This window comes from Thiomicrorhabdus indica, assembly GCF_004293625.1.
Classification (GTDB): domain Bacteria; phylum Pseudomonadota; class Gammaproteobacteria; order Thiomicrospirales; family Thiomicrospiraceae; genus Thiomicrorhabdus; species Thiomicrorhabdus indica.
Genome location: NZ_CP033040.1, coordinates 1,357,997 through 1,383,906 on the forward strand (window position 1 = coordinate 1,357,997; position 25,910 = coordinate 1,383,906).

General features: G+C 41.2%; 18 protein-coding genes, 3 tRNA genes and 1 pseudogene. 10 read left to right on the forward strand and 12 right to left on the reverse strand.

Translation table 11 applies throughout. From position 1 onward, the window contains the following. The first annotated feature begins 167 nt into the window (after positions 1 to 167). From rpsO to D9T12_RS05735, 5 genes and pseudogenes are all read left to right on the forward strand, one after another. A complete protein-coding gene (gene rpsO, locus D9T12_RS05715; RefSeq protein ID WP_130537279.1) occupies positions 168 to 434 on the forward strand; it encodes a 30S ribosomal protein S15 in 267 nt (88 codons plus the stop codon). A gap of 261 nt (positions 435 to 695) precedes the next feature. Then, complete coding sequence (locus D9T12_RS05720; protein ID WP_240693248.1) at positions 696 to 1,283, forward strand: hypothetical protein; 588 nt, start codon at positions 696 to 698, stop codon at positions 1,281 to 1,283. A gap of 340 nt (positions 1,284 to 1,623) precedes the next feature. Next, the gene (gene pnp / locus D9T12_RS05725; RefSeq protein WP_130537280.1) at positions 1,624 to 3,714 is read left to right on the forward strand and encodes a polyribonucleotide nucleotidyltransferase; all 2,091 of its coding nucleotides are present in this window, start codon (positions 1,624 to 1,626) and stop codon (positions 3,712 to 3,714) included. A 223-nt stretch (positions 3,715 to 3,937) separates the two neighbouring features. Further along, positions 3,938 to 6,856, forward strand: a complete 2,919-nt coding sequence (locus D9T12_RS05730) for an insulinase family protein (RefSeq protein WP_130537281.1) — start codon at positions 3,938 to 3,940, stop codon at positions 6,854 to 6,856. 268 nt (positions 6,857 to 7,124) lie between these two features. Then, positions 7,125 to 7,821, forward strand: a pseudogene (locus D9T12_RS05735) (EAL domain-containing protein). A gap of 72 nt (positions 7,822 to 7,893) precedes the next feature. Here the strand turns inward: D9T12_RS05735 and D9T12_RS05740 are convergent. The 3 genes from D9T12_RS05740 to D9T12_RS05750 all read right to left on the reverse strand — a co-directional run bounded on the left by D9T12_RS05740 (position 7,894) and on the right by D9T12_RS05750 (position 10,488). Then, positions 7,894 to 8,757 (reverse strand): tetratricopeptide repeat protein, encoded by an 864-nt coding sequence (locus D9T12_RS05740; RefSeq protein WP_130537282.1) that lies wholly within the window; start codon positions 8,755 to 8,757, stop codon positions 7,894 to 7,896. A 31-nt stretch (positions 8,758 to 8,788) separates the two neighbouring features. Continuing rightward, positions 8,789 to 9,958 carry a cupin domain-containing protein gene (locus D9T12_RS05745; RefSeq protein WP_130537283.1) on the reverse strand — a complete coding sequence of 390 codons (1,170 nt, stop codon included), beginning with the start codon at positions 9,956 to 9,958 and terminating at the stop codon, positions 8,789 to 8,791. Positions 9,959 to 10,101: 143 nt separating this feature from the next. Continuing rightward, positions 10,102 to 10,488 (reverse strand): DUF6858 family protein, encoded by a 387-nt coding sequence (locus tag D9T12_RS05750; protein WP_130537284.1) that lies wholly within the window; start codon positions 10,486 to 10,488, stop codon positions 10,102 to 10,104. A gap of 236 nt (positions 10,489 to 10,724) precedes the next feature. Between D9T12_RS05750 and D9T12_RS05755 the strand changes: the two genes are divergently transcribed. Continuing rightward, entirely contained in the window at positions 10,725 to 12,125 is a 1,401-nt protein-coding gene (locus D9T12_RS05755; RefSeq protein WP_206199140.1) for an HD-GYP domain-containing protein, read from the forward strand. Between the two features lie 136 nt (positions 12,126 to 12,261). Here D9T12_RS05755 and purB read toward each other — a convergent pair whose 3' ends face one another. Then, positions 12,262 to 13,662, reverse strand: coding sequence for an adenylosuccinate lyase (gene purB, locus D9T12_RS05760; RefSeq protein ID WP_130537285.1), 1,401 nt, complete (start codon positions 13,660 to 13,662; stop codon positions 12,262 to 12,264). A gap of 234 nt (positions 13,663 to 13,896) precedes the next feature. On the opposite strand from purB, the gene D9T12_RS05765 reads away from it, so the two are divergent. Further along, positions 13,897 to 16,695, forward strand: a complete 2,799-nt coding sequence (locus D9T12_RS05765) for a bifunctional aconitate hydratase 2/2-methylisocitrate dehydratase (protein ID WP_130537286.1) — start codon at positions 13,897 to 13,899, stop codon at positions 16,693 to 16,695. A gap of 145 nt (positions 16,696 to 16,840) precedes the next feature. Here the strand turns inward: D9T12_RS05765 and D9T12_RS05770 are convergent, their stop codons facing one another. Further along, positions 16,841 to 17,794 (reverse strand): S49 family peptidase, encoded by a 954-nt coding sequence (locus tag D9T12_RS05770; protein ID WP_130537287.1) that lies wholly within the window; start codon positions 17,792 to 17,794, stop codon positions 16,841 to 16,843. Positions 17,795 to 17,856: 62 nt separating this feature from the next. On the opposite strand from D9T12_RS05770, the gene uvrC reads away from it, so the two are divergent. Continuing rightward, complete coding sequence (uvrC, locus tag D9T12_RS05775) at positions 17,857 to 19,773, forward strand: excinuclease ABC subunit UvrC (protein ID WP_130537288.1); 1,917 nt, start codon at positions 17,857 to 17,859, stop codon at positions 19,771 to 19,773. Positions 19,774 to 19,987: 214 nt separating this feature from the next. Here uvrC and D9T12_RS05780 read toward each other — a convergent pair. From D9T12_RS05780 to D9T12_RS05810, 7 genes are all read right to left on the reverse strand, one after another. Further along, positions 19,988 to 20,074 (reverse strand) — tRNA-Leu (locus D9T12_RS05780). 60 nt (positions 20,075 to 20,134) lie between these two features. Further along, positions 20,135 to 20,208 (reverse strand) — tRNA-Cys (locus D9T12_RS05785). 7 nt (positions 20,209 to 20,215) lie between these two features. Next, a tRNA-Gly gene (locus D9T12_RS05790) sits at positions 20,216 to 20,291 on the reverse strand. Positions 20,292 to 20,433: 142 nt separating this feature from the next. Then, positions 20,434 to 21,006 carry a CDP-diacylglycerol--glycerol-3-phosphate 3-phosphatidyltransferase gene (pgsA, locus tag D9T12_RS05795; protein ID WP_130537289.1) on the reverse strand — a complete coding sequence of 191 codons (573 nt, stop codon included), beginning with the start codon at positions 21,004 to 21,006 and terminating at the stop codon, positions 20,434 to 20,436. Positions 21,007 to 21,113: 107 nt separating this feature from the next. After that, positions 21,114 to 21,374 (reverse strand): FeoC-like transcriptional regulator, encoded by a 261-nt coding sequence (locus D9T12_RS05800; RefSeq protein WP_130537290.1) that lies wholly within the window; start codon positions 21,372 to 21,374, stop codon positions 21,114 to 21,116. Then, the gene (gene feoB, locus D9T12_RS05805; protein ID WP_130537291.1) at positions 21,371 to 23,710 is read right to left on the reverse strand and encodes a Fe(2+) transporter permease subunit FeoB; all 2,340 of its coding nucleotides are present in this window, start codon (positions 23,708 to 23,710) and stop codon (positions 21,371 to 21,373) included. Before feoB ends, D9T12_RS05800 begins: the two co-directional genes overlap by 4 nt. Continuing rightward, entirely contained in the window at positions 23,707 to 23,937 is a 231-nt protein-coding gene (locus D9T12_RS05810) for a FeoA family protein (protein WP_130537292.1), read from the reverse strand. The genes feoB and D9T12_RS05810 overlap by 4 nt, the downstream gene beginning before the upstream one ends. A 213-nt stretch (positions 23,938 to 24,150) precedes the next feature. On the opposite strand from D9T12_RS05810, the gene D9T12_RS05815 reads away from it, so the two are divergent. Then, positions 24,151 to 24,408: a hypothetical protein gene (locus tag D9T12_RS05815; RefSeq protein ID WP_130537293.1), complete on the forward strand. Its 258-nt coding sequence runs from the start codon at positions 24,151 to 24,153 to the stop codon at positions 24,406 to 24,408. A gap of 109 nt (positions 24,409 to 24,517) precedes the next feature. Then, positions 24,518 to 25,894, forward strand: a complete 1,377-nt coding sequence (rimO, locus tag D9T12_RS05820) for a 30S ribosomal protein S12 methylthiotransferase RimO (RefSeq protein WP_130537294.1) — start codon at positions 24,518 to 24,520, stop codon at positions 25,892 to 25,894. Positions 25,895 to 25,910 lie beyond the last annotated feature (16 nt).

Genomic DNA, 25,910 nt, shown 5'->3' on the forward strand with positions numbered 1-25,910 from the left:
GAATAATTACAAAAGATTTAAACGAATACTCCCAGAGGTTTTAAACTCGATTGGTCAAACCTAAAGTGTTTGATTTTTTTAAATTAATCACTAAAATACGCCTTTCGTTTCTGTCATCGGTTGCGGAGACGAAAATTTTTATCAAAACCGATATTTGGAGATAAACCATGTTTAATGCTGAAGTAAAAGCAAAAATCGTTGCTGAATACGCGACTTGTGAAAACGATACTGGTTCACCAGAAGTTCAAGTAGCGCTTCTTACTCACCGTATCAAGTACCTAACTGAGCACTTCAAAGAGCACAAGCAAGATAACCATTCTCGTACTGGTCTTCTTCGTTTGGTTAGCCGTCGTCGTAAGCTTCTTGATTACCTTCACAAGAAAGATGGTGAACGTTATCTATCTTTGATCAAGCGCCTAGGTCTACGTAAGTAATCTAAACTTACGAAGCTTTAATGCTTGATTGGCCAGTTTAACTGGCAATGAAACCCGCAAAGTTTTGCTTTCGCGGGTTTTTTTATTTCTGAAAAACAAGGGTTGAATGAACGTAATAAAGTAGGGTAAGTAAATGTTCTTAAACTAGAGTCTCTGTATGACGTTGTCATAAAACTGTCATTAGCTTGTGACATTTTTGTTAAGCCGCAAGCTTAATATCACGGACGTTTATTTTTTTGATTACTTAAAGGAATTAATCTCATGCGTTCTATTTTTATGGCAGGTTTTGCTCTAGCTGGTGCTCTTACTCTTTCTGCTTGTGACTCTATGCCATCGACTAAAGCTGATGCAAAAGAAGCGAAATCAACTGCTGCAGCGAACGTTGCAGCTCAAGCAGCAGAAACTCAAATTTTTGAAGTTTTTCATGATGGTCGTATCAACCAATTCTACGATTACAAAACTTATCAATCATTTTTGAATGTAGGTGAAACTGCATATCGCCTTACACGCATTGGTGGTGGTCCAAAAGGAGAAACGCTGGTTTTCGGTCTAACTAAAGCAGACAAGAAAAAAGGCCTAAATACACCTGCGGCGATGATTTGGGATGGAAAATCAGAAGCATCTGAAAACTTCTACGGTGAAATGCATAAACACGGCCGTATTTATGTGTTTGATACTATGGCAGACATGAAACATGTTCGTGAACTAGGTCACCCTAATTTCATGTTTACTGAAATCGGTATGGGGCCAAAAGGTGAAACGGTCGTATTTGTACTAAACAAAGCCAACAAAAAGAAAAAGCCTGTTGCTCAAATTGCAAAATACAAAGCACTGAATGGTATGAAGTAAGTTTTACTTAAAAGAAAATTATGCTTTTTAAAACCCAGCCTAAGCGCTGGGTTTTTTCGTTTTATGATGTTCAATCTCACCCTTTAAAATGCCCATTCGTGCAAAAATCTCTATTGAATGCAGAAATTGTTATTTTGCTACTAGCCAATTTTTATGTAACCGGTAGAATGGCAGTCGGTTTAGTGATTAGACAGTAACCCTAATGGTCTTTTTAAGCCTGAATCCCTAAATTTATTTGCTTGTGTAAATTAAATGATACCGGCCGGTTAAGTTTAGGGATTCAGGTTTCTGTCTAGATGACAAATCACGCTATGAAAGAAATCTGAATAAAGGAAAAACTATGTCAAAGATTACTTCTTCATTCCAATATGGAAAACATACTGTCACCCTAGAAACGGGTGAAATTGCGCGCCAAGCAGATGGTGCAGTGATGGTTGGAATGGGAAAAACTCGCGTTTTAGTGACGGTTGTCGGAGCTAAGACAGCTAATGAAGGGCAGGACTTTTTCCCTTTAACTGTCAATTATCAAGAAAAAGCCTATGCGGCTGGAAAAATTCCAGGTGGTTTCTTAAAGCGAGAAGGTCGTCCATCCGAAAAAGAAACCTTAACATCTCGTCTGATTGACCGTCCAATTCGTCCTTTATTTCCAAAAGGGTTTTATAACGAAGTTCAAATTATTGCGACAGTTGTCGCACTTGACCCAGAAGTAGGAACTGAAGTACCTGCAATGCTTGGGACTTCAGCAGCACTTGCAATTTCTGGCATTCCTTTCAATGGACCAATTGGGGCTGCAATTGTTGGTTTTAATGATGGTGAATATCTGTTGAATCCAAGTGCAGATGAACTTGAAGCCTCTGACCTCGAATTGTCAGTTGCGGGTACAAAAGATGCAGTGCTGATGGTTGAATCCGAAGCAGCAGAACTAAGTGAAGAAGAAATGCTAGGTGCAGTTGTTTTCGGCCATTCACAAATGAAAACGGCCATTGAAGCGATTGAAGCATTTGCCAAAGAAGCTGGAAAACCAAAATGGGACTGGCAACCTGCGCAAGAAAATACCGCATTAAAAGACGCTGTATTTGGTTTGATTGAAAAAGATGTTGCGGATGCATATTTAATCTCTGACAAGATGGATCGATATGCGGCGTTGGATGCCGCTAAGACGAAAGCACTTGACGCTTTGGCTGAGTCGGAAGAAAACCCTGACGGTTTTAATGCTAAAGAAATCGAGGGTATGTTTGGTAAAGTGCAAAAGTCAGTTGTTCGTGGACGTGTTATTGCAGGTGAGCCTCGTATTGATGGCCGTGACACAAAAACGGTTCGTGCCATTAACTGCCAAGTGGGTGTTCTTCCACAAGTGCATGGTTCTGCTTTGTTTACACGAGGAGAAACACAGGCGTTGGTTGTAACCACTCTAGGTACTGAAAAAGATGCAAAAATTGTTGATGAACTAACCGGTTCTTACCACGACCGCTTTATGTTGCACTACAACTTCCCTCCTTTTTCTGTAGGTGAGTGTGGCCGAACAGGTTCCCCAGGTCGTCGTGAAATTGGTCATGGTATGTTGGCTCGCCGTGGTGTAGCAGCCATGCTACCAACTGCAGAAGAATTCCCATATACAATTCGTGTTGTTTCTGAGATTACTGAATCCAATGGTTCAAGTTCTATGGCATCGGTTTGCGGTACCTCAATGTCGCTCATGCATGCAGGTGTTCCAATTGAAGCACCTGTGGCTGGAATCGCGATGGGACTCATCAAAGAAGACTCAGGTTTTGCAGTACTTTCGGACATTCTGGGTGATGAAGATCATCTGGGCGATATGGACTTTAAGGTGGCAGGGACTGAAGAAGGTATCACTGCGCTGCAAATGGATATCAAAATCAACGGTATCACCGAAGAGATTATGCAAATCGCTTTAGAGCAAGCAAAAGCTGGACGTCTACACATTTTGGGTGAAATGGCGAACGCGATTACACATTCGAACCAAGAAGTTGCAACGACAGCGCCGCGTTTCTTTATCATGAAAGTCAAACCACAAAAAGTGCGTGAAATCATTGGTAAAGGGGGCGCAACGATTCGTTCTATCACAGAAGAGTCAGGTTGTACGATTGAGTTGGATGACGATGGAAATGTTAAAATCGCTGCAACGGATAGTGACGCTGCGCAAGTAGCAATCGATAAGATCAATGAAATCATTGCAGAGCCTGAAATTGGCGTGGTATATGACGCAGTGGTTAAGAAAATCGTTGATTTTGGTGCCTTTGTTGCCTACATGCCTGGCCGTGAAGGGTTGGTTCATGTTTCTCAAATTGCTAAAGAACGTGTCGAAGACGTCAATGATTACCTAAAAGAAGGTCAAGCGATTCGCGTCAAGCTAACGGATATCGATAAACAAGGTCGTGTGAAGTTGTCTATGACAGCGGTTGAAGAGTGATTCTTTAACGCAACCTTTTAAAAAAGCCATTCTATTGAATGGCTTTTTTGTATAAGTCATTTATAAAAAGCAATGATTTTACAAATTCAGTTACGTGCAATAAAACTTTCACTGGTAATAAAACTCTGCAAAGTTCTTATAGATGATCTTGTAGCGTCTTTTTTATCTCACTGACTGACTTTGTTACTAGCTAAATTGTTGTCGTGTAAAAAGAGAAATAAAAATGAAAAAACAACATCCAGCATTTGAATTGTTAGGCGAAACACCAATTGAAACCTTAAAACTTACGGTAGAGCACTATCGACATAAAGTCACAGGTGCAGAACATTATCATTTGAGTGCGGACGATCCGCAAAATGTGTTTATGGTCGCATTACGTACCGTGCCAATGGACTCTACCGGTGTTGCCCATATTTTGGAACATACCGTATTGTGTGGGTCTGAAAAATATCCAGTCCGTGATCCATTTTTTATGATGATTCGTCGTTCATTGAATACTTTTATGAATGCGTTTACATCGAGTGATTGGACGGCTTATCCATTTGCTACAGAAAATCGCAAGGATTTTCAAAACTTATTGCAGGTCTATATGGATGCCGTGTTTTTTCCAAACATTGATCCTCTGGATTTTGCTCAGGAAGGGCACCGTTTTGAGTTTGAAGAGATGGATAACCCTGAGTCAAAACTGACGTATAAAGGTGTTGTCTTCAATGAAATGAAAGGTGCGATGAGCTCACCAGTTTCGACGCTGTGGCAAACCTTAACGACTGAGTTGTATCCGACATCAACGTATCACTATAACTCGGGTGGTGAACCTGAGGATATTCCCAATTTAACTTATCAACAATTAAAAGATTTCCATAGTCTTCACTATCATCCGTCCAATTCTGTGTTTATGACTTATGGCGATATTTCGGCATTAGAACATCAAACGCAATTTGAAGAGTTGGCATTGGTACGATTCAATGACAAGGTTGAAAAAATTACTGTTAATACTGAGCAAAGATTCTCAGTTCCTAAAACAGTCAAACGCAATTATGCCCTAGATGAAGCAGAGACAAAGCAAAAAACTTATATCAATATTGCTTGGTTACTGGGTGAAAACAAAGATCCATTGGAAGTCCTTAAAGGCCATTTGTTGTCTGCAGTCTTGCTAGATAATTCCTCATGCCCCATGCGCAAGCTATTAGAAGATACAGAACTTGCACAAGCGCCATCTCCACTATGTGGCTTTGAAGAATCGAATAAAGAAATGGCATTTGTGTTGGGCGTGCAAGGTTCAGAAGCTGAGCATACAGAAGAATTCGAAAAACTGGTATTGGACGAATTGCATCGCATTGCGAATGAAGGGGTTGATCCTGAGTTACTTGAAGCGATGTTACATCAATTGGAGCTTTCCCAGCGTGAAGTGGGGGGAGATTCTTACCCTTACGGTTTGCAAATGATTTTGCACTCTTTGGCAGGAGCTATGCACGATGGCGACCCAATAGCACTACTAGATGTGGATGCGGCTCTAAAACAACTTGAAGGTGAAATTAAAGATCCGAAATTTATTCCGAATTTAATTCAATCATGGTTGCTAGATAATCCTCATCGTTTGACATTGACTATGGTGCCAGATAAAGAGCTTTCTGCGAAGAAAGAACAAGCAGAAATTCAAAAATTAGCCAAGATTCAATCGGAATTAACCTTTGAACAGAAGCAACAGATTGTTGATCAAGCCTTGGCTTTGGCAAAGCGTCAGGAGCAGATGGATGACCCTAGTCTTTTACCAGAGGTAACTAAAGAAGACATTCCTGTAGATATTAAAAATCCAGAGGGTGAACATCGTCAAATGGGTTCATTGCCGGTGACTGATTATGTATGTGGTTCTAATGGCATTAGCTACCAACAAATGGTAATGCAAATGCCTGAATTAACCAACGATCAGCAAGCATTGATGCCGTTATTCAGTAGTTCACTGACTGAGATGGGCTCAGGAGAGCGTGATTATTTGCAAACGCAAGCACTGCAAGCTGCAGTAACAGGTGGAATGGGGGCGCGTACAGCATTGCGTGATAATTTGAATGATTCTCAAAACCCTCACAGTCACTATGTATTGAGTGCCAAAGCATTGAATCGAAATGTTCAACCTATGAGTGAAATTTTGCACGATACACTGCATGCACCGAACTTTTTAGAACATCAACGTTTAAATGATCTGTTTTCTCAAATTCGTGCTGGAATTGATCAGGGTATTACGGGTTCTGGACATATGCATGCCATGATGACAGCAGTCCAAAACTTTACGCCAATTTCCAAATGGAAGTTTGATCGCAGTGGTTTTGCTGGTATCCGAGCGATTAAAGATTTATATGAATCAGTTCAGACTGCACCAGAGAAGATTGAAGAAATCGCAGAGAGTTTGACTACGATCGCACAAAAAATTTCTCAATCGCCAAAACAGGCTTTGGTTGTGTCTGATGAACAAGGAATTGAAGAGGCATTACATGCTGTAGATTCAGTTTGGGGGCAAGAATCCGAGTATGCAGGACAAAAAGAATTTAGCCTTCAGGCCTCAAACTTGCCAGTCAAACAAGCTTGGATTACATCAACACAAGTGAACTTCTGCGCTATGGCTTATCCTGCCGTGCCAAGCGGTCATCCAGATGCTCCGAAACTGGCTGTTTTAGGTGCTTGTTTACGAAATGGTTTCTTACATACCGCAGTTCGTGAAAAAGGTGGTGCATACGGCGGAGGCGCAAGTTTTAATTCAGAAGCGGCTGGGTTTGTATTTTATTCTTATCGTGATCCTCGATTGATGGAAACCTTTGATGACTTTGCTCAAGCAAAAGATTGGTTAATGTCTTCGGAAGCGACTCAAGCTAAAGTGGATGAAGCGATTTTGAACGTGATTTCAGCGATGGATAAACCGGGTTCACCGGCCGGTGAAATGAAAAAAGCGTTTTTTCAGCAACTTTATGGGCGCACTTATGATGTTCGGATGGCATACCGACAAGGAGTCATTTCGACCACTATTGATGAATTGCGTGCCTTAGCAGAAAAATACTTTAATCCTGAAAAAGCTTCCTACGCTGTGCTCACTCATAAAGGCACAATTGAAGCGCTTCAAGATCAGGGATTTGAGAGCTTCACTCTTTAAGTTCTTTATGATTTTGATGACTCTTTCAAAAAAGCCAATAATTTAATTGGCTTTTTTCGTTTAGAATGAATGACTTTCTAAGTATCTTATATAAATTGGGCAGAAAACGTTGTTGATAACGCCTTATGTTAGAGTAGTTCTTGGACATAGAATAATAGCAGGTTTTACGCAAGTGACTTCACAAACTCAGCCAAATATTTTAGACAAAATTGAATACAGAGATCAGTCTGGCCGCGAATATTCACTGGATTGCCGCCGTTGTGCATCCATGATAAATTTTGATTTTAGTTATGCGTTTCAACCGATTATTAATGCCGATCTAAAGCAGATATTTGGTTATGAAGCGTTGGTTAGAGGACCTAATAGTGAATCTGCATGGAGCGTTATTTCGAAAGTTAATGATGATAACCGATATGCATTCGATCAAATCTGTCGTCAAAAAGCGATTCGTATGGCGGCTGAGCTGAATGTTCAGTCTATGCTCAGTATCAATTTTCTTCCTAATGCTGTATACGAGCCGGAACACTGCATTCAAAGTACCTTAAAAGCTGCACATGAAGTGAATTTTCCCGTTGAGAAGATTATGTTTGAAGTTACAGAATCTGAAAAAGTCTTAGATCGCAAACATCTCACTAACATCTTCCAGTATTACCATTCTCAAGGTTTTACTGTGGCATTGGATGATTTTGGTGCTGGGCACGCAGGGTTGAATATGTTGTCGAGTTTTGTTCCGGATATACTCAAAATTGATATGGAATTATGATCAAGATAAGGTGAAACAGATTATAGCCAGAAACCTTGTTAAGATGTGTCAAGAGCTTAAGGTAACAGTACTGGCTGAAGGAATTGAAACCCAAGAAGAATATCAATTCTATCGTGATTTGGGTGTGAACTTATTTCAAGGTTATCTTTTCGCTAAACCCGGTTTTGAGTGTCTGCCCGAAATCGACTGGTCGGTTGCTTAAGGTATCAAGTGAAAACTGCAAGAAGAACGTCTTTTTATTTAATAAGACGCTCATCAAATGTTCACCGGCCGGTTAAAATAATAATGCCTGAAACTTTCGACGGTATTCATTTACCAACTCAGGGTGAGAGCTCTTTAGGTTTTCAAACTGTTCTAATAGCGTCTTTCGTGCATATCCATCCGAAAAATTTCTATCGACCTGAAATAATATCATTAAATTTTGAAAAGCTTCTTCGTACTGTTGATGAGCGAGGTGAAGCTTGCTTTTTGCTTGTAATAATTCAGGATTCTTTGGCTTTGATATCAGTTGCTGTTCTATCTCATCTAAACTTGGCGCCCCTTGAAGTTCATAAGCAAGCGTGATTTGTTGCTGTGAAGATTTACCGGCCGGTGAAGTTTGAACCTCGTCTGGCAGCTGTTCAAATAGAGATTTTGCTTCAGACAATTTTTCTTGAAGAAGAAACACTTCTATTAAATCGAAATGTATACCAAAGTTATGAGGGTTTTGTTGGCTCGCTTGTGCCAGTACTTCAAGTGCCTCATCGAATTTACCTTCTTTTTTTAAGACATTCGCTTGGGAGCGCAGTTCTTCGGTCTCATCTGCCGGCATGTATTTTTCGAGTAATTTTTTGAATTCGGAAATGGGTTGAGCACCTTGCATCTCTTCAACGATTTTGCCATCCACTACGACTTTAAAGCTTGGAATGCTTTGAATTGAAAAATGGCTTGAAAGTTCTTGTTGCTCTTCGGTATTCACTTTTGCTAAAAAGAACTGGCCGGCATATTCTTGAGTGAGAGCTTCCAACATTGGCATAACTTGTTTACAAGGTCCGCACCAAGGCGCCCAGAAATCTAAAAGTACGGGGATTTTTTCCGACATCTCAATAACAGAGGTTTGAAAGTTTTCTGGGGTAATATCTGCAATCATATTTGCCATGAGGTTTCCTTGTTCAACGCTCAGTAATAAACTATTCGATAAAAATTAAATACTGCAATTTCCACAAATCAAACAGCAATTCACTGACACCTGGTTTGTCGAGTTCTGCGAGTATCATTTCTTGAGTAAAGAAGTTATGGTTTGCGAGCATTTGTAAAAACACATCGGGTGCATCAAAGGTTTCCCATATGGCACCATTGATATAAAGCTGAGTATGACCGTCAATGTCCGTGTAGGCAAAACGGCACACCGCGTCTTTAATCAATCCATATTCAGAGTGTAAGGCCGTTACAAATTCAGATAATTCTGGCGTTTCGTCTTCTGTTAAGGGTTCTGGGAGCTGTTGTGCAGCACCTTGGTCCAGTTGTGTCGCAAAACGCGCAAACCATGATTGCAGTAATTTAGGGTCTTGTAGCTTTTTTTCAAGCAGCTGTTTCGCTTGCATCGCCGAATCAATAGAAACTTCTCCGGGGTTTAAGTGTTCTGACATTTTCGGGTCGAAATAGAGTTCTTTGAAAAGAGCGTGTTCTGAAAGGTGATCACCCAAAGAGTCCCAAAGCTCCTGACCTCGATAAGAGCGATAACCGACTGAGAAAGTCATGCATTCATTGTCGAGGGCAATACCATGATGTCCGACTTTTGGGGGCAAATAAAGAATATCTCCGGGATTTAAAACAAAGGATTCTTCCACCTCAAAAGTTTTCATTAAGCGTAAATCCACGCCTTGAATATAGTTGCTTTCTAAGCAGTCCTTTGCAGTGATTTGCCAATTTCGCTGACCTGCCGCTTGTAATAAAAACACATCATAATGGTCAAAGTGAGGGCCGACATTACCGCCTTGCGTCGCGTAAGAAATCATAATGTCATCGATTCGCCAGCGTGGAAGAAAATCAAAATCATTGAGAATGTCTGCTACTTCTGGCAAGAGTCGATCACAGCCCTGAACCAACAAGGTCCAGTTTTCATCCGGAAGTTCACCGTAAATGGATTCCTCAAATGGGCCACGCTTAAGTTCATAGTCTTGCTCACCATGTTGAATCACCATACGGCTTTCAACCTCTTCCTCTAATGATAGGCCGGCAAGTTCTTCTGCAGTAATGGGGGCCTCAAAATCAGGCAAGGCATTTCGCAAAAGGATAGGTTTTTTCTGCCAGTACTCATTTAAAAAAGTGGCAAGGTCGATGGTATCGAAGTGAATCATGCTTTGTTCTCTGAAAATGTTAGTCGCACCATTATAGAGAAGTTTGTTGCAGATGTTAGCTAGAGAAGTTGATAGATTGGTTAACTTACCGGCCGGTAGGAAATTCTTCTTAATGCCCGGTAAGCAAATTTGAGTCAAAGCTATTATTTCACCAAGGATTTAACCCAATTTTCCATTGTATCATTGGCAATCGGGTTAGGCGCTTCCATGAAGTTGACCACAAATTCATCACCCAAATCCGTAACACCAATTGAGCGCGGTCGAACGGCAACCGGATCCGGTGAGGGTAGCTGCATGCCAAAACAAAGAATAATATTTTGGGCATCTTTGATATTGTCAGCGATTTCACCATTGCGTTCTTTGGTATGAGTGTAGTGGTCAAAACGTGCAATAAAACCGGCTTTTGGATGCGCATCGACTTGTTCTTGTAGAAAGTCCAAAATTGCAGGGACGGAATCAAATTTTGATTCTTCTTTTGTGAAACGAAGTTCAAAAATTGGGTATTTCTCTTTAAATATTTTTTGTTGCATGGTTTTCACCCTTCTATTAACGAAATATTTTTTAAGGTTTTTAGTCAAGAAAATAATATAAATTATAAAAATAACTTATGAATTATAGTAATTTCTTATGGGTGAATTGATTAAATGTTTTTATAGATTTGATTAAAGAGCCTTAAGCTATTTTCTGCATTATGCTGCCCTAATAATTCAATTTTTTGGGGTTAAATGTTGTAATGTGGATAGCCTATCGAGCTTGTGGGATTACTATGATGCAAATAAATACTCGCCATGAACCTACTGAAACCACGGATTTGAATTTTTTCGACGAACAGAATTTAAGCCTATCCGAGGTGATTAGTGCTTTGAGTTATGCACTGGATTTAACCGAGGGGCAGCCGGCTGGTCACAGTATCCGTTGTTGTTGGATTGGGATGCATATTGGCAAAATCATTGGGTTAAAACCTGCGGATTTATGGGATTTGTACTATACGCTGCTGCTCAAAGATGCTGGTTGTAGCAGCAATGCCGCACGACTCTATGAGCTTTATGGCAGTGATGATCGACAAACAAAAAGGGATTTTAAATTAATTAATAATGACAGTTCTAAGCAGGTGGTTGATTTTGTTCTGAAACATACCTCTGTGGGTGGGAGTCTAATTTCCAAGGCAAAGCGCCTGATTAATTTAGCCAAGCATGGAGAGCAAGAAACGGTTGAGCTGTTTACGACTCGTTGTGAACGCGGCGCTGAAATTGCACAAAGATTAGGGTTTAATGAGATTATTGCGAATGGTATTCGTTATTTAGATGAGCACTGGAATGGCAATGGCAAACCTTATGGCATCAGTGGGACGAGTATTCCTGTTCACTCACAAATTGCTTTACTGGCTCAGGTGACGGACGTCTTTTTTCAAGCGGGTGGCAAGTTTTCAGTCTTAAATGAAGTCCGCCGCCGAAAAGGGACTTGGTTTAATCCTGAGTTAGTTGATGCGCTTTGCAGTATTGAAGGAAATAATGCATTTTGGGAAAGCCTTTCAAAAAAAGAGCTGGAAGAAGAGATTCGTCAGCTTGAACCACAACAGGAAAAAGTACCTCTTAGTGAAAATAAGCTTGACGATATTACCTTTGCCTTTGCAATGATTGTTGATGCCAAAAGCCCATTTACTCATGATCACAGTTCACGAGTAGCAGATTACACCATTCGGCTAAGCCAAGTTTTCGGATTTTCGCTCGAACAACAACGAGAGTTGAACCGCTGCGCACTGTTGCATGATATTGGCAAACTCGGTGTTAGCAATCATATTTTAGATAAGCCAGGCAAACTAACCGATAAAGAATTTGATCAGATTAAATTGCATCCGCTTTACTCGGAGCAAATTTTGCAAAGAATTAAACCTTTCTCCAGAATAGCGAAAATTTGTGGGGCGCATCATGAGAAGCTGAATGGTGGTGGTTATCCGTACGGCTTGAAAAATGAGCAGATTTTATTTGAAACCAAGATGATTACAGTGGCTGACATTTTTGATGCTTTGACTGCTCAGCGTCCGTATCGCGACGCAATGCCATTGGAAAAGGCTTTGCAAATTATGAAAAGCGAATGTGGAACATCCATTGATCCTGAAATATTTGAAGCTATGTTACAAATTGCTCCAGACTTGGAGTTGGTTTAGAAAAAGTATTATGTATTATTCACTGAAAAACAAAAAGCCATTCACAGATCTGTGCTTAAGGAACCTCAGATTCAATCAGAAGTTCCTGAATGGCTTTCAATGAATAATGCAATTTTAAGATAAGGACTATCTACAATTATCGACCTTTAAGAATGGTCGTTGCTAATTCAATATTTTTTGCTTGTTGTGCTGCATTACCAATATAAGTTGCTGGCGTTAGGTTGCGAAGATACTCTTTTGCATCGGCCGGCAAACCTTCCAAGCTATCAATAAAGTTTTGCATAATTTCTTGGTTCACTTTTTGACCACGAGTTAAGTCTTTCAGTTTCTCATAAGGCTTCTCAAAACCATGACGACGCATGACAGTTTGGATCGCTTCAGCTAGAACTTCCCAGTTATTATTTAGATCACGCGCCATTGCATCGGCATCGACTTCAAGTTTACTTAGACCTTTCATAGTGGCTTGCAAAGAAATCATGGTGTGAGCAACACCAACTCCAAGATTACGCAAAACAGTCGAATCTGTCAGATCACGCTGCCAACGTGAAATTGGTAGTTTTTGACCAAGGTGGTCGAAAATCGCATTGGCAATTCCTAAGTTTCCTTCAGAGTTTTCAAAATCAATTGGGTTAACTTTATGCGGCATAGCTGAAGAACCGATTTCACCGGCAATGGTTTTTTGCTTAAAGAAACCGTTAGAAATATAAGCCCAAACATCACGGTCAAAATCAATCAGGATTGTGTTGAAACGCTGAATGACATGGAAATATTCAGCAATGTAATCGTGCGGTTCAATTTGAATAGTGTATGGGTTCCACATTAAACCAAGGCTGTTTACAAACTGTTCTGAAAGGTCATACCAGTTCACATCTGGATAAGCTGCAAGGTGAGCGTTGTAATTACCTGTCGCACCATTGATTTTCCCCATGATACGGACGTCCATAAGCTGTTTCGCTTGACGTTGTAAACGATAAGAAACGTTGGCGAATTCTTTACCAGCTGTCGTTGGTGAAGCTGGTTGGCCGTGAGTACGCGATAACATTGGGATATCAGCCATGTCCTGAGCCATTTCAGAGATTTTAGCAATCACTTCATCCATGGCCGGAATGATTTGGTACTCACGCGCATCTTTTAGCATTAGCGCATAAGCAAGGTTGTTGATATCTTCTGAGGTACAGGCAAAGTGAACAAACTCTGAAACCGCCATTAACTCTTCATTATCTGCGAAATGTTCTTTAATCAGATACTCTACGGCTTTAACGTCATGGTTGGTGGTTTTTTCAATCTCTTTCACACGTTGCGCCATTTCCAATGAGAAATCATCAACTAATTGCATTAGGTGTGAAGTGGCTTGTGCACTTAATTCTGAAACTTCTGGAATCCCAGGATGGTTGGACAGCATTTTTAGCCAAAATACTTCGACTTTTACGCGATTCTTAATCAAACCGAATTCACTAAAAATTGCTTTTAAATCGCCAAGACGTCCGCCATAACGACCATCAACAGGGGAAATTGCAGTTAATGCAGAAAGTTCCATTTGCCAATCCTTTAAATATTGCTTTTTAAAAACGGCATATTATAGAGGAATTATGAATAGAAAACTTAAAAAAGAGGGCTCTGCAAAGAGGTTAGCACCTCCTTAAAACCAATTGTTTTTTTTAAGAATCTCCGTATTAGAAGGTATTCTTGAGCGAGTTATCTAAACGACAATTTTTTGTGCTAAATAGCGTATTCCTTTATACTTCACCAAAATTTATTGAAAGGTGTGACTATGAGCTTATATTCTGAATACATGGAAGAAATCGCAACACGTAAAAACGAATTGGGATTACATGCAAAACCCATCGATAGCGCGGAACTACTTGCTGAGATTATTGAGCAAATCAAGGATACTGCAAACGTCAATCGCGAAGATTCTATTCAGTTTTTTATCTACAACACGCTGCCAGGTACAACACCTGCTGCGGGTGTTAAGGCTAAATTCCTAAAAGAAATTATTTTAGGGCAAGAGCAAGTTGCGGAGATTTCAACAGAATTTGCATTTGAATTGCTGTCGCATATGAAAGGTGGCCCATCTATTGAAGTGCTTTTAGATTTAGCTCTTTCAGATGATTCTTCGGTTGCTCTTCCTGCTGCTGAAGTACTGAAAACTCAAGTGTTTTTATATGAAGCGGACACGGCTCGTTTAGAAGCTGCAGTTAAAGCTGGTAATACGATTGCCAAAGAGCTGTTAGAAAGCTATGCGCAAGCAGAGTTTTTTACCAAGCTTCCTGAGTTACCTGAAGAAATCAAAGTTGTGACTTATGTTGCAGCAGAAGGGGATATCTCAACAGATCTTCTGTCACCGGGTAACCAAGCTCACTCTCGTTCTGACCGCGAATTACACGGTCAATGTATGATCACACCTGAAGCTCAAGAAAAAATCAAAGAATTGCAAGCAGCTAACCCAGATGCAAAAGTGATGTTGGTTGCTGAAAAAGGGACTATGGGTGTTGGTTCTTCACGTATGTCTGGGGTGAATAACGTAGCACTTTGGACAGGCGAACCTGTCAGTCCTTATGTCCCATTCGTTAACAAGGCACCGATTGTAGCTGGAACAAACGGTATCTCGCCAATTTTCCTAACGACAGTGGATGTGACTGGTGGTATTGGAATTGACCTTAAAAACTGGGTCAAAAAGACGGACGCAGATGGCTCGGTTGTCAAAGATGATAGCGGCGAGCCAATTCTTGAACAGGTTTATTCAGTCGATACAGGTTCAGTATTGACCATCAATACCAAACAGAAAAAGCTGTATAACGGTGACAAAGAACTTGCAGATATTTCAGCATCTTTCACGCCAGCTAAAGTTGAATTTATGCGTGCTGGTGGTTCTTATGCTGTGGTCTTCGGTAAAAAGCTGCAAACATTTGCCGCTGAAACTTTGGGGGTTGAAGCACCGTCAGTGTTTGCACCTGCGAAAGAAATTTCTCATAAAGGCCAAGGGTTAACAGCGGTTGAGAAAATCTTTAACCGAAATGCTTTAGGTGTCAAATCTTCAACGCCATTGCATACAGGTTCCGACATTCGCGTAAAAGTGAACATTGTTGGTTCTCAAGATACAACGGGCTTGATGACGGCTCAAGAATTAGAAGCGATGGCGGCGACGGTGATTTCTCCATCGGTTGATGGTGCTTATCAATCGGGTTGCCACACTGCTTCGGTTTGGGACTCAAAGGCGCAAGCAAACATTCCAAAGCTTATGAGTTTTATGCACAATTTTGGCATGATCACCGGTCGTGATCCGAAGGGTGTTTACTATCCGATGACAGACGTAATTCATAAGGTTTTGAATGACATTACTGTTGATGATCGTGACATTATTATTGGTGGTGATTCGCACACCCGTATGTCAAAAGGTGTCGCGTTTGGTGCGGATTCTGGAACGGTTGCTCTGGCGCTGGCAACAGGTGAAGCTTCTATGCCAATTCCAGATTCGGTGAAAGTCACGTTTAAAGGTCAGATGAAGAGCTACATGGATTTCCGTGATGTAGTGCATGCCACACAGATGCAAATGCTGAAAGAGTTTGGTGAGAACGTTTTCCAAGGTCGTATTATCGAAGTGCATATTGGTACTTTATTAGCTGACCAAGCATTTACCTTTACCGATTGGACTGCAGAAATGAAAGCCAAGGCATCCATCAATATCTCTGAAGATGAGACGTTGATTGAGTCGCTTGAAATCGCGAAAAGTCGAATCCAAATCATGATTGATAAAGGAATGGATAACGACAAGCAAATGCTGCAAGGTCTTGTGGATAAAGCCAGCAAGCGTATTGCAGATATTAAATCGGGTGCAGAGCCTGCGTTGCGTCCAGATGCAAATGCGAAATACTATGCGGAATTAGTGGTTGATTTGGACCAAATCGATGAGCCTATGATTGCCGATCCAGATGTGAATAACCCTGATCCTTCGAAACGTTATACGCATGACTCGATTCGCGGGCTGTCTTATTACGGTGGCACCAAACAAGTGGATTTAGGATTTGTTGGTTCATGTATGGTGCATAAAGGCGATATGCAAATTATTGCGCAAATGTTCCGTAACTTAGAACAACAAAATGGTTCGGTTGAATTTAAAGCGCCACTGGTTGTTGCTCCACCAACGTACAATATCGTGGATGAGCTTAAAGCCGAAGGTGATTGGGAAATTTTACAGAAATACGCTGGATTCGAATTTGATGATTCGGCACCCAAAGATACCGCTCGTACCAAGTACGAAAACATTATGTATCTTGAGCGACCAGGTTGTAACCTATGTATGGGTAACCAAGAAAAAGCTGAGAAGGGTGATACGGTTATGGCCACTTCAACGCGTCTTTTCGAAGGTCGTGTCGTGCAGGATTCAGATGAGAAGAAAGGTGAGTCACTATTGGCCTCAACGCCTGCCGTTGTACTTTCGACTATCTTAGGTCGTACACCAACTTTGGATGAGTACAAAGCTGCAGTAGAAGGGATTCACTTAACTGACTTTGCACCGCCAGCGAAAGAGTTAAATACAGGACCTGCTACGATTGAGTTCAATATCTAAAGTTACTGTTTAGATTGATTCACAAAAAAACCGGGTAACGTGTTAGCGTTATCCGGTTTTTTTATGCTTGGAAATTTATATAAAAAAATACCGGCGAGTAAATCGTTACCGGCCGGTATTCTTTATAGGATTAAAGCTGAGTTGCTTACTTCATGGTATTCATCATGACACTCAATCTTGCAGCGGTTTCAGCGCTGATGTCACCCATTAGTTGTTCAATAAAGCTACGCTCCACTTCATAAAAACGTACATGATTATTACCAATAACTTCTCGAGCAACATAACCTATATCACCTAGACCATCGATCATGCCATTTTCAACCGCTTTGTCGCCCAACCAGACTAAGCCAGTATAAGTGTTTTCATCTTCCTTGATTCGGTCACCGCGTCCTGCTCGTACCGTATCAATAAATTGCTGATGAGTGCGCTCCAATACTTCTTTTTGGAAAAATGCACGGCCTTCTTGATCTGCCGGGCTGAAAGGGTCAATAAAGGTTTTGTGCTCGCCAGCGTGCATGGAACGATTTTCGACACCAATTTTATCCATTAACCCTGTGAGACCAAAGGTATCCATACGAACACCAATCGAGCCGATCATCGACCCTTTGTTGGCATAAATTTCATCGGCAGCGACGGCTACGTAATAGCAACCAGACGCACAAAGATCTTCAACGACTGCATACACAGGTTTGTTGTATTGTTTTTTCAAGCGCATTATTTCATCATTAATCAAAGCCGACTGCACTGGGCTGCCACCTGGAGAATTAGCTTTGATAATGACGGCTTCACTTTTCGGGTTTCGGAACGCGCGCTTTAAAATGTCGTTAATCACTTCAGCACTGACATGACTACCGGGCATAATCGCGCCTTCAAGGCGAACCACAGCAACATGCTTGTCACTGGTGCTGACACTTTCCATTACTTCTTTAGGTTGCAGGTTATCTACGGCGACATAGATAAAAAACACAATATATGCGGCAATCGCTAATTTGAGTAAATTGCCAAAACGGCGCGTCCAACGTTCTTGTTTTACGAGGCTTTCAACAGCAATTGCTAAGCGATCGAAACCACCGTTGTTTTTTTGAGGCTCTTGTTCCATCAAGCGGTCCTTCCTTTATAATAAAGCTTTAAAATCCAAAGCATTCTACCGTTTTCAAGATCATGACCCAAGAAAATCCATCCAATTCAATTGATGACTCAAAACAAACTCAATCGTCTAACAAGTCAAGTGGCGCCAATGAAGAACTAAACCGGCCGGTAGAATTCGATATCAAAGGATTTCTGAAGCAGTTGAGTGAACGTCCCGGTGTTTACCGTATGCTGGATGCTAAAGGTGACATTATTTATGTGGGCAAGGCGAAAAATTTAAAGCGTCGTGTCAGTAGCTACTTCTTAAAATCGCAGAAAGAGATAAAAACTGAAGCTATGGTGGCACAAGTGGCGTCGATAGAGGTCACGATTACCGACACAGAAGCCGAAGCGTTGATTCTTGAAAATACCCTTATAAAACGCCACAAACCCAAATATAACATTCTTTTTAGAGATGATAAGTCTTATCCGTATATCTATGTTTCAACGCAAAAAGCATTTCCTTCGCTCAGCTTTTTTCGCGGTGCGAAGCGCAAAAAAGGCGACTATTTTGGGCCTTTTCCTAATGCTTCGGCCGTGCATCAAACGATGGATGTTTTGCAAAAAATTTTCCCTGTTCGACAATGCCCAGAAAGCGTGTTTCGTCACCGTTCACGACCTTGTTTGCAATATCAAATTAAACGCTGTTCAGGCCCTTGTGTCGAAGGGTTGGTTTCAAAAGAAGCCTATGCACAAGATGTCCGACACACTTTGATGTTTTTGCAAGGTAAAAGCTTTGATGTGATCGAAGAACTTGGTCAACAGATGGAACAAGCGTCAATGGCACTGGAATTTGAAGAAGCGGGGATTTTGCGTGATCGAATTTCGGCACTGAGAACGGTTCAGAGTCAACACATTATCAACCAGCCGGGTGATAAAGACATGGATGTGTTGGCGATTTACGAGCAAGCCGGAGTGTTTGCTTTATGTTTGATGATGTATAGAGGTGGCAACCTTTGGGGAAGTGAAGTTTTTTATCCCAAAGTACCGGCAGATTTACCGGCCGGTGAAATTTTTAGTGCATTTATTTCTCAGCATTACAGTTTGCATCCGTTACCGAAGCTCATTATCTTGGAAGAAGATTTTGAAGAGCGCGATACCATACAGAAAGCCTTATCCGAACAGGTAAAAAACCCAGTCAGATTGCGGGTGGCGAATACGCATAATGACAAGGGTTTGATTAATCTTGCCCAAACTAATGCGCAAGCGGCTTTAAAGCAGCATTTGTCGCAAAAAGCCTCTCAGTTTGAACGGGTCACGGCATTGCAAGAGGTTTTAGGATTAAAAACACCGCCGAATTACATGGAGTGTTTTGATATCAGTCACACTCAGGGTGCGCAGACCATAGCCAGCTGCGTTGTGTTTAAAGAGGGAATTCCTAGTACGCAGCATTATCGAAAATTTAATATTGAAGGCATTCAAGGTGGCGATGATTATGCCGCTATGCATCAAGTGTTAACCCGGCGTTATCAGCGCTTAAAAAATGAATCGGTGAAACTGCCTGATTTGGTGATTGTTGATGGTGGAAAAGGGCAATTGAATCAAGCCATTGATGTATTAAAAGATTTAGAGCTTGAAAGTTTACCTTTAGTTTCTGTTGCAAAAGGCGAAGGCCGAAAAGCCGGACTGGAAATTTTATACACACCGCACAACAAACAAGGCATTGATTTGCAACCTGATGATCGAGCGCTACATCTAATCAATCACATTCGTGATGAGGCACACCGTTTTGCGATTACCAGTCACCGCAAAAAACGCCAAGCAACGTTTTCACAATCTCGATTGGAAGATATTGAAGGCATTGGTCCAAAAACACGAAAAAAACTCCTGATGCATTTTGGTGGCCTGACGGAAGTTAAAAACGCTGCTGTTTCAGAGCTGCAAAAAGTTAATGGCATTAGTGAGGCGAAGGCTCAACAAATCTACGATTATTTTCATGGCGAAGCTTGATCCAAAAACGGTAGATGAAGCGATTCAATTTAATTCAATTGCGTGATTGGTTTCATCAAAACCTGAATTGACGTGAGAACAAAAACATACCATTAATAAGAAGTAAGAAGGGCAGTACAAATAAAATGAGTGAGTAGTAGTTTTATTGAAGAAAAACGATTTAAGGGTTTTTGAAATTGATAGGGGATTATATATTGATATAGAGCAATAAAGATGGTGCCCAGGGCCGGAGTCGAACCGGCACAGTATTTCTACCGGGGGATTTTAAGTCCCCTGCGTCTACCAATTTCGCCACCTGGGCAGGTGTTTAGCATGTTGCTAAATAATGCGACTAAACAATTGTTTGTTTAGTATAAGAAAATGGAGGCGGAACCCGGAGTCGAACCGAGGTCCACGGATTTGCAATCCGCTGCATAGCCACTCTGCCATTCCGCCATATTCTTGGAGCGGGAAACGAGGTTCGAACTCGCGACCTCAACCTTGGCAAGGTTGCGCTCTACCAGCTGAGCTATTCCCGCTTGAATGGGGCGTATTATAGGGGCTGGTAAGCAAAGGTCAAGCAGTTTTTATCAAGTTTTTGCACATTCTTTGAAATGTTTACCGGCCGGTGTTTTGTAATGAATTGTAAAAAAGATACCGGCCGGGAAAGTCTTTAGTTAACTATTCTTTTGTCGATGCAATAATTTGCGGTAGGGCAGCTTTGGTGTATTGAACCCAAGTGATGACGGTTAAAGTTGCTGCAAAGTAAAGCATTGGGAACCCAAGTTCGCCCCAGTTTACTCCCCAAAGTTCTCCGCCATAGAGTAGCCATGTTAATGCAGCTAATTGTGAAGCAGTTTTGATTTTTCCAAGATAGGAAACTGCAACGACTTCACGAGCGTTATTTTCAGCCATCCATTCTCGCAATGCAGAAATGGCGACCTCACGCATCATAATAACAATCGCGGACAAGATAACGAGAAGGTTTTCATGGTACTCTGCTGTGACAACAATCAGTGCTGCTGCGACGATTAATTTGTCGGCGACGGGATCTAGAAACGCCCCAAGTTTGCTAGAAGAACCAAGCTTGCGTGCTAGGAAGCCATCAAACCAGTCTGTGATCGCGGCAATCATAAATGCAAGCCCAGCCCAGAATCGAGCGTCTTCGATAGGGGCGTAATAACAAACAATGAATACTGGTATTAAAATTACCCTTGACCACGTCATCATCATTGGAAGCGATTGTAAATTCATATCGGATACTTTTATGTGTCTTGAAATGGTGGAATAGTACCACAAGGATTTGAATCCGTGTCTGGCAGTTTTCAGACAATTCATTGCAAATTCAATGTCACATCACGTTATCGAATGTCTAAATTCAAATTTAGAGGGACATATTTTTTTTCTAACCAAATAAACCAGTCTTGCTGCTGCTGGCAGTGACTATGGCAACCACCAGTTGAACAGTTTTGGCCGGTGAGTTTTTGAATATTCCCTTGACGTATTAGCCGTTGCAAAATTCCTTCAGCGGCAGAGGTGTTTAAGTCAAAATGATGACAAATGTCATCAAAAGTGACTTTTTCATGCTGCTTAATGTAGCGTTTCACTTCAAGTAGAATCATACAGTTTGCTGAGTTTTAGAAGAATTCGCGATACGCTTTAAGCTTATAAATAAAGCGATAAAAATAAGTGAAAAAGCCAAGAGCCAGAGGCTACTGGTTGTTGGGTGTCGCTCAAAAATCATAATTTGGTAAAAACTTACTGCAACCGCATAGCCCAAGAATAAACTCCAGCCTGCACTAAACAGTGCCCATTTTGAGCCGAGTTCTTGCTTTAAGGCACCAAAAGTCGCCACACAAGGGAAATAAAGCAAGATTAATAACAGATAAGCAAACGCGCCGACCTGCCCATCAAAATAGTTTGCCATTTTGTCTAGGGTACTTAACTCAAACCCTTGTTCATCAGCTATTAGAGATTTATCTTCAATTGATTGAATACTACTTAATCCTAGTGGGTCGGCTAAATCTGCAAATAAATTTTGTAGGTTGTCTCCAATCGTTGCACTGGCTTCGGTTAAGGCGGGGATTAAGGCGTAGGAATCTTCCGAAGCACTAATTGGAGTTTTTTGTTGGTAAAGTGCATCAAGCGAGCCAACAACCACTTCTTTAGCCAAGATTCCGGTAAACAATCCAACGGTTGCCGGCCAGTTCTCTTCAGTAATGCCTAGAGGCGCAACAATTGGGGTTGCAGCTTTGGCAATTTTACTTAGAACAGAATCAGATTGATTTTCATGCCCAAAAGATCCGTCACTGCCTAAACTGTTTAGAACATTTAGAACCATCACAACAATAACAATGACTTTCCCTGCGTCGATAATAAAGCTCTTAAGTTTATTGCGAGCATTCAGTAAAACATTCAGGGCAGTGGGTTTATGGTAAATTGGTAATTCCATAAGCAACGGTGAAACCTTACCTTGCAGCAGTGTGTATTTTAAAAGCAGTGCCGTCAGCACAGCAGCCAGAATGCCGACAAGATACAGTGTGAAGACAATTAAAGCGGCATTATCTGGAAAGAAAGCGGTTGCAAACATTACGTAGACAGTCAGGCGTGCGCTACAGGACATAAAAGGTGTCATTAGGGCGGTTTTGATACGGTCTTTTGAGTCTGGCAAAGTTCGTGTTGCCAATACGGCTGGTATATTGCAACCAAACCCTACCACGAGTGGTACGAATGCTTGGCCGGATAGGCCGAGCTTGCGCATCAGGTTGTCAACCACAAGAGCTGCACGTTGCATATAGCCGGTATCTTCAAGAATGGAAAGCAAAATAAACAAAGCACCAATGACAGGAATAAATGTCGCAACCACTTGAATGCCGCCGCCAATCCCATTCGCCAGAACGGTGATTAACCACTCTGGGGCATTGATTTGCTGGAGCAGATAGCTTGGCGTATCAACAAAAAGTGCTTGTGCACCTAAATCGAAAAAATCGATAAAGACATTCCCAAAGGCAATAGACGTTGCGAAAAGTAGATACATCACCAATAAGAAAATCGGCATTCCTAAAATCGGGTGTAAAACCCAGTGGTCAATAACATCGGTAGTATTACGGGTAAATTGGTCTGTGCGGGTTTCACTGGCATGAGCAGAATCATGAGCAAACTGAAAGTATAAATCTGCACTGATAAGTTCAAGATCTTCTGAGTAAGTTTTCTCAAGTTGTTGTTTTTCTTGCTGACAAAAGGTTCTTACATTTTCAGGAGCACTTTGTGGGTTCACTAACATCTGTAATGATTTCCAACAAGAACGCTTCTCTTTTATTTCAACATGTCCTTCCATCATAAGCTGCAGTTTCCCTAAACTGATAGCGAGCTCTTCTGGGAGTTCAAAGCTTATTGACGTTTTTTGGTTTAAATATTCAGGCAGTTTCTGTTTTAGCTCATCAATACCTTTGTTGTGATAAGCAGAAATAGGAATAACAGGACAGCCTAATGCATTGGAAAGTTTTTCAATATCAATGTGTAGATTGTAATCTTTAAGCAAATCCATGCGATTCAAGACAACGACCACTGGAAGACCCATATGAAGAAGTTGCGCTGTTAAAAACAATTGGCGTTCTAAGTTTGTGGCATCTATGACATTAATGATTAAATCAGCCGGTTGGCATTGCAAAAAATTACAGGCAACGCGTTCATCTAAACCACAGTGCTGAGATTGTTCAAGGCTGTAAACCCCTGGCAAATCTATTAGATGAAACGGTGTTTGATTGATTTTAAAATGCCCAGATTTTTGTTCAACTGTCACTCCAGGCCAATTTCCTGTTGTTTGTTGTGCGCCTGTTAAGCGATTGAATAGGGTGGTTTTCCCACAGTTAGGATTACCAATCAATGCAATTTGATAGTGATGTTGGGCACTATACCGGCCGGTATGGTTTTCAGTGTTTTTGGGAATGACTGTCATGATAATAGTTCAACTTCAATGAATTTTGCGTAGGTTTTATCAATTGCAAATCGACTGCCATCGACATTAATAACGAAGTTTTGTCCGCGAGTCATAAGAAGTTGAATAATGCTGTGTGTGTGAAAACCTAAGTTAACCAGACGCATTTTTAAATCGACATTCCCTTTCAATCGAAGAAGTTGGCAGTGTTGCCCTGTTTTACATTGGTCTAAAGTCATGTTTTTCATCGTATATTTTGTCAGCCTAAAATACTAGGTCTGAAAATAAATAGTCGCTTTTGAATGGCGCATTGTTAATTCAAATGAACTGTTCAATGGGATCAAATAATGGAATCAATCAAGGATACCTATTTTCTAAAGGTAAATTTTACTTGAAAAGTTGAAAGTTAATGATAATAATTACCATTAATAAATTTTATTCAGAGCTATTCAGGAGGCGTAATGAATCATTCAAACTCAATCATGCCGACAAATTTATCCACGTCAATCAAGGTTGCTGATGTTGATCAGGGTGAAATGGCTTTGGCGATTTCTCAGCACGCACTTGAAAAATTATTAAAGTCCGGTGTCTTAAATGCAAGTGACCTCCGACCACTGACGACGCAAACCAAAAATACAATCCAAAAACAGTGTCTTAAAGGTTGTCAAGGCCACTCTTGTACGCAGTGTATTTTTCAAAAAGTTTGTGAATTTTCCTAATTCATTACGACTGTTGTCTTAAGTCTGGTATAACCGAAAGGTATTTTCTATCAAGTTTGTCAAACTGTTAAAATGTCCGCAATTTTAACAGTGATAGAGAGTCAGCATCATGTCTAAGCAAAATCCTACCGTTGGTGTCATCAGTCTTGGTTGCCCGAAGGCGACTGTGGATACAGAGCGAATTTTGACTCAGCTTAGAACGGAAGGTTATCACCTCACTAACAGCTATGAAGATGCGGATACGGTGATCGTTAATACCTGTGGATTCATTGATAGTGCGGTTCAAGAGTCATTGGACACCATCGGTGAAGCACTGGAAGAAAACGGCAAGGTCATTGTCACAGGCTGTTTGGGAGCAAAAGACGATGTTGTTAAGGATGTTCACCCTAAAGTTCTCGCAGTGTCTGGGCCGGCCGCTTATCAGGAAGTGGTTCAGGCCGTTCATGATGTTGTCCCTCCACCGCAGCATAATCCATTTGTTGATTTGGTGCCGCCTCAAGGGATCAAACTCACCCCTAAACATTTTGCATATCTGAAAATCTCTGAAGGTTGTAATCATCGCTGTACTTTCTGCATTATTCCATCAATGCGTGGTGACTTAGTTAGCCGGCCGGTAGCGGATGTTCTGGCCGAAGCGAAACGCTTGAAAGAAGCAGGTGTTCGTGAGTTATTGGTGGTTTCACAAGATACCGCTGCTTATGGTGTCGATGTGAAATATAAAACTGATTTTGCAGATGGTCGTCCAACAAAAACCTCGATGGTTGGTTTGTGTGAGGCCTTGGGTGAAATGGGCGGTGTGGATGATTTTTGGGTACGTTTACACTATGTTTACCCCTATCCGAACGTTGAAGAAGTGATTCCTCTTATGGCTGCTGGAAAAATTCTGCCCTATTTGGATATGCCTCTACAGCATGCCAATCCACGGGTTTTGAAAGCGATGAAACGTCCTGGAAATGTGGAAAAAACCTTAGAGCGTATTCAGAACTGGCGCAAACAAGTACCGGATTTAGTCATTCGTTCAACCTTCATTGTTGGTTTTCCAGGTGAAACTGAAGAAGAATTCCAAGACTTGCTCGATTTCTTGGAAGCCGCTCAATTAGACCGTGTGGGATGCTTCCAATATTCTCCGGTTGAAGGTGCTGTGGCAAACGAAATTGCTGAACCTGTTCCTGATGAGGTAAAACAAGATCGTTGGGAGCGCTTTATGGAGACACAGCAACGAATTTCTGCAAACAAAATGCAGGCAAAAGTCGGGCGTCAGATGAAAGTTCTAGTGGATGAAATTGATGAGCAAGGCGCGATTGCTCGTTCTATGGCAGATGCACCTGAGATTGATGGTCTTGTTTTTATTGAAGGTGGGCATCATTTAATGCCAGGACAGTTGATTGAAGTTAAAATCGTTGCAGCAGATGCTTATGATTTATGGGCAGAAGTTGTCGAAGAGTTTGAAGCGGATAAAGAAACGTCCTATATTGAACTTGGCTAAGGAACCTCTGTTTGAA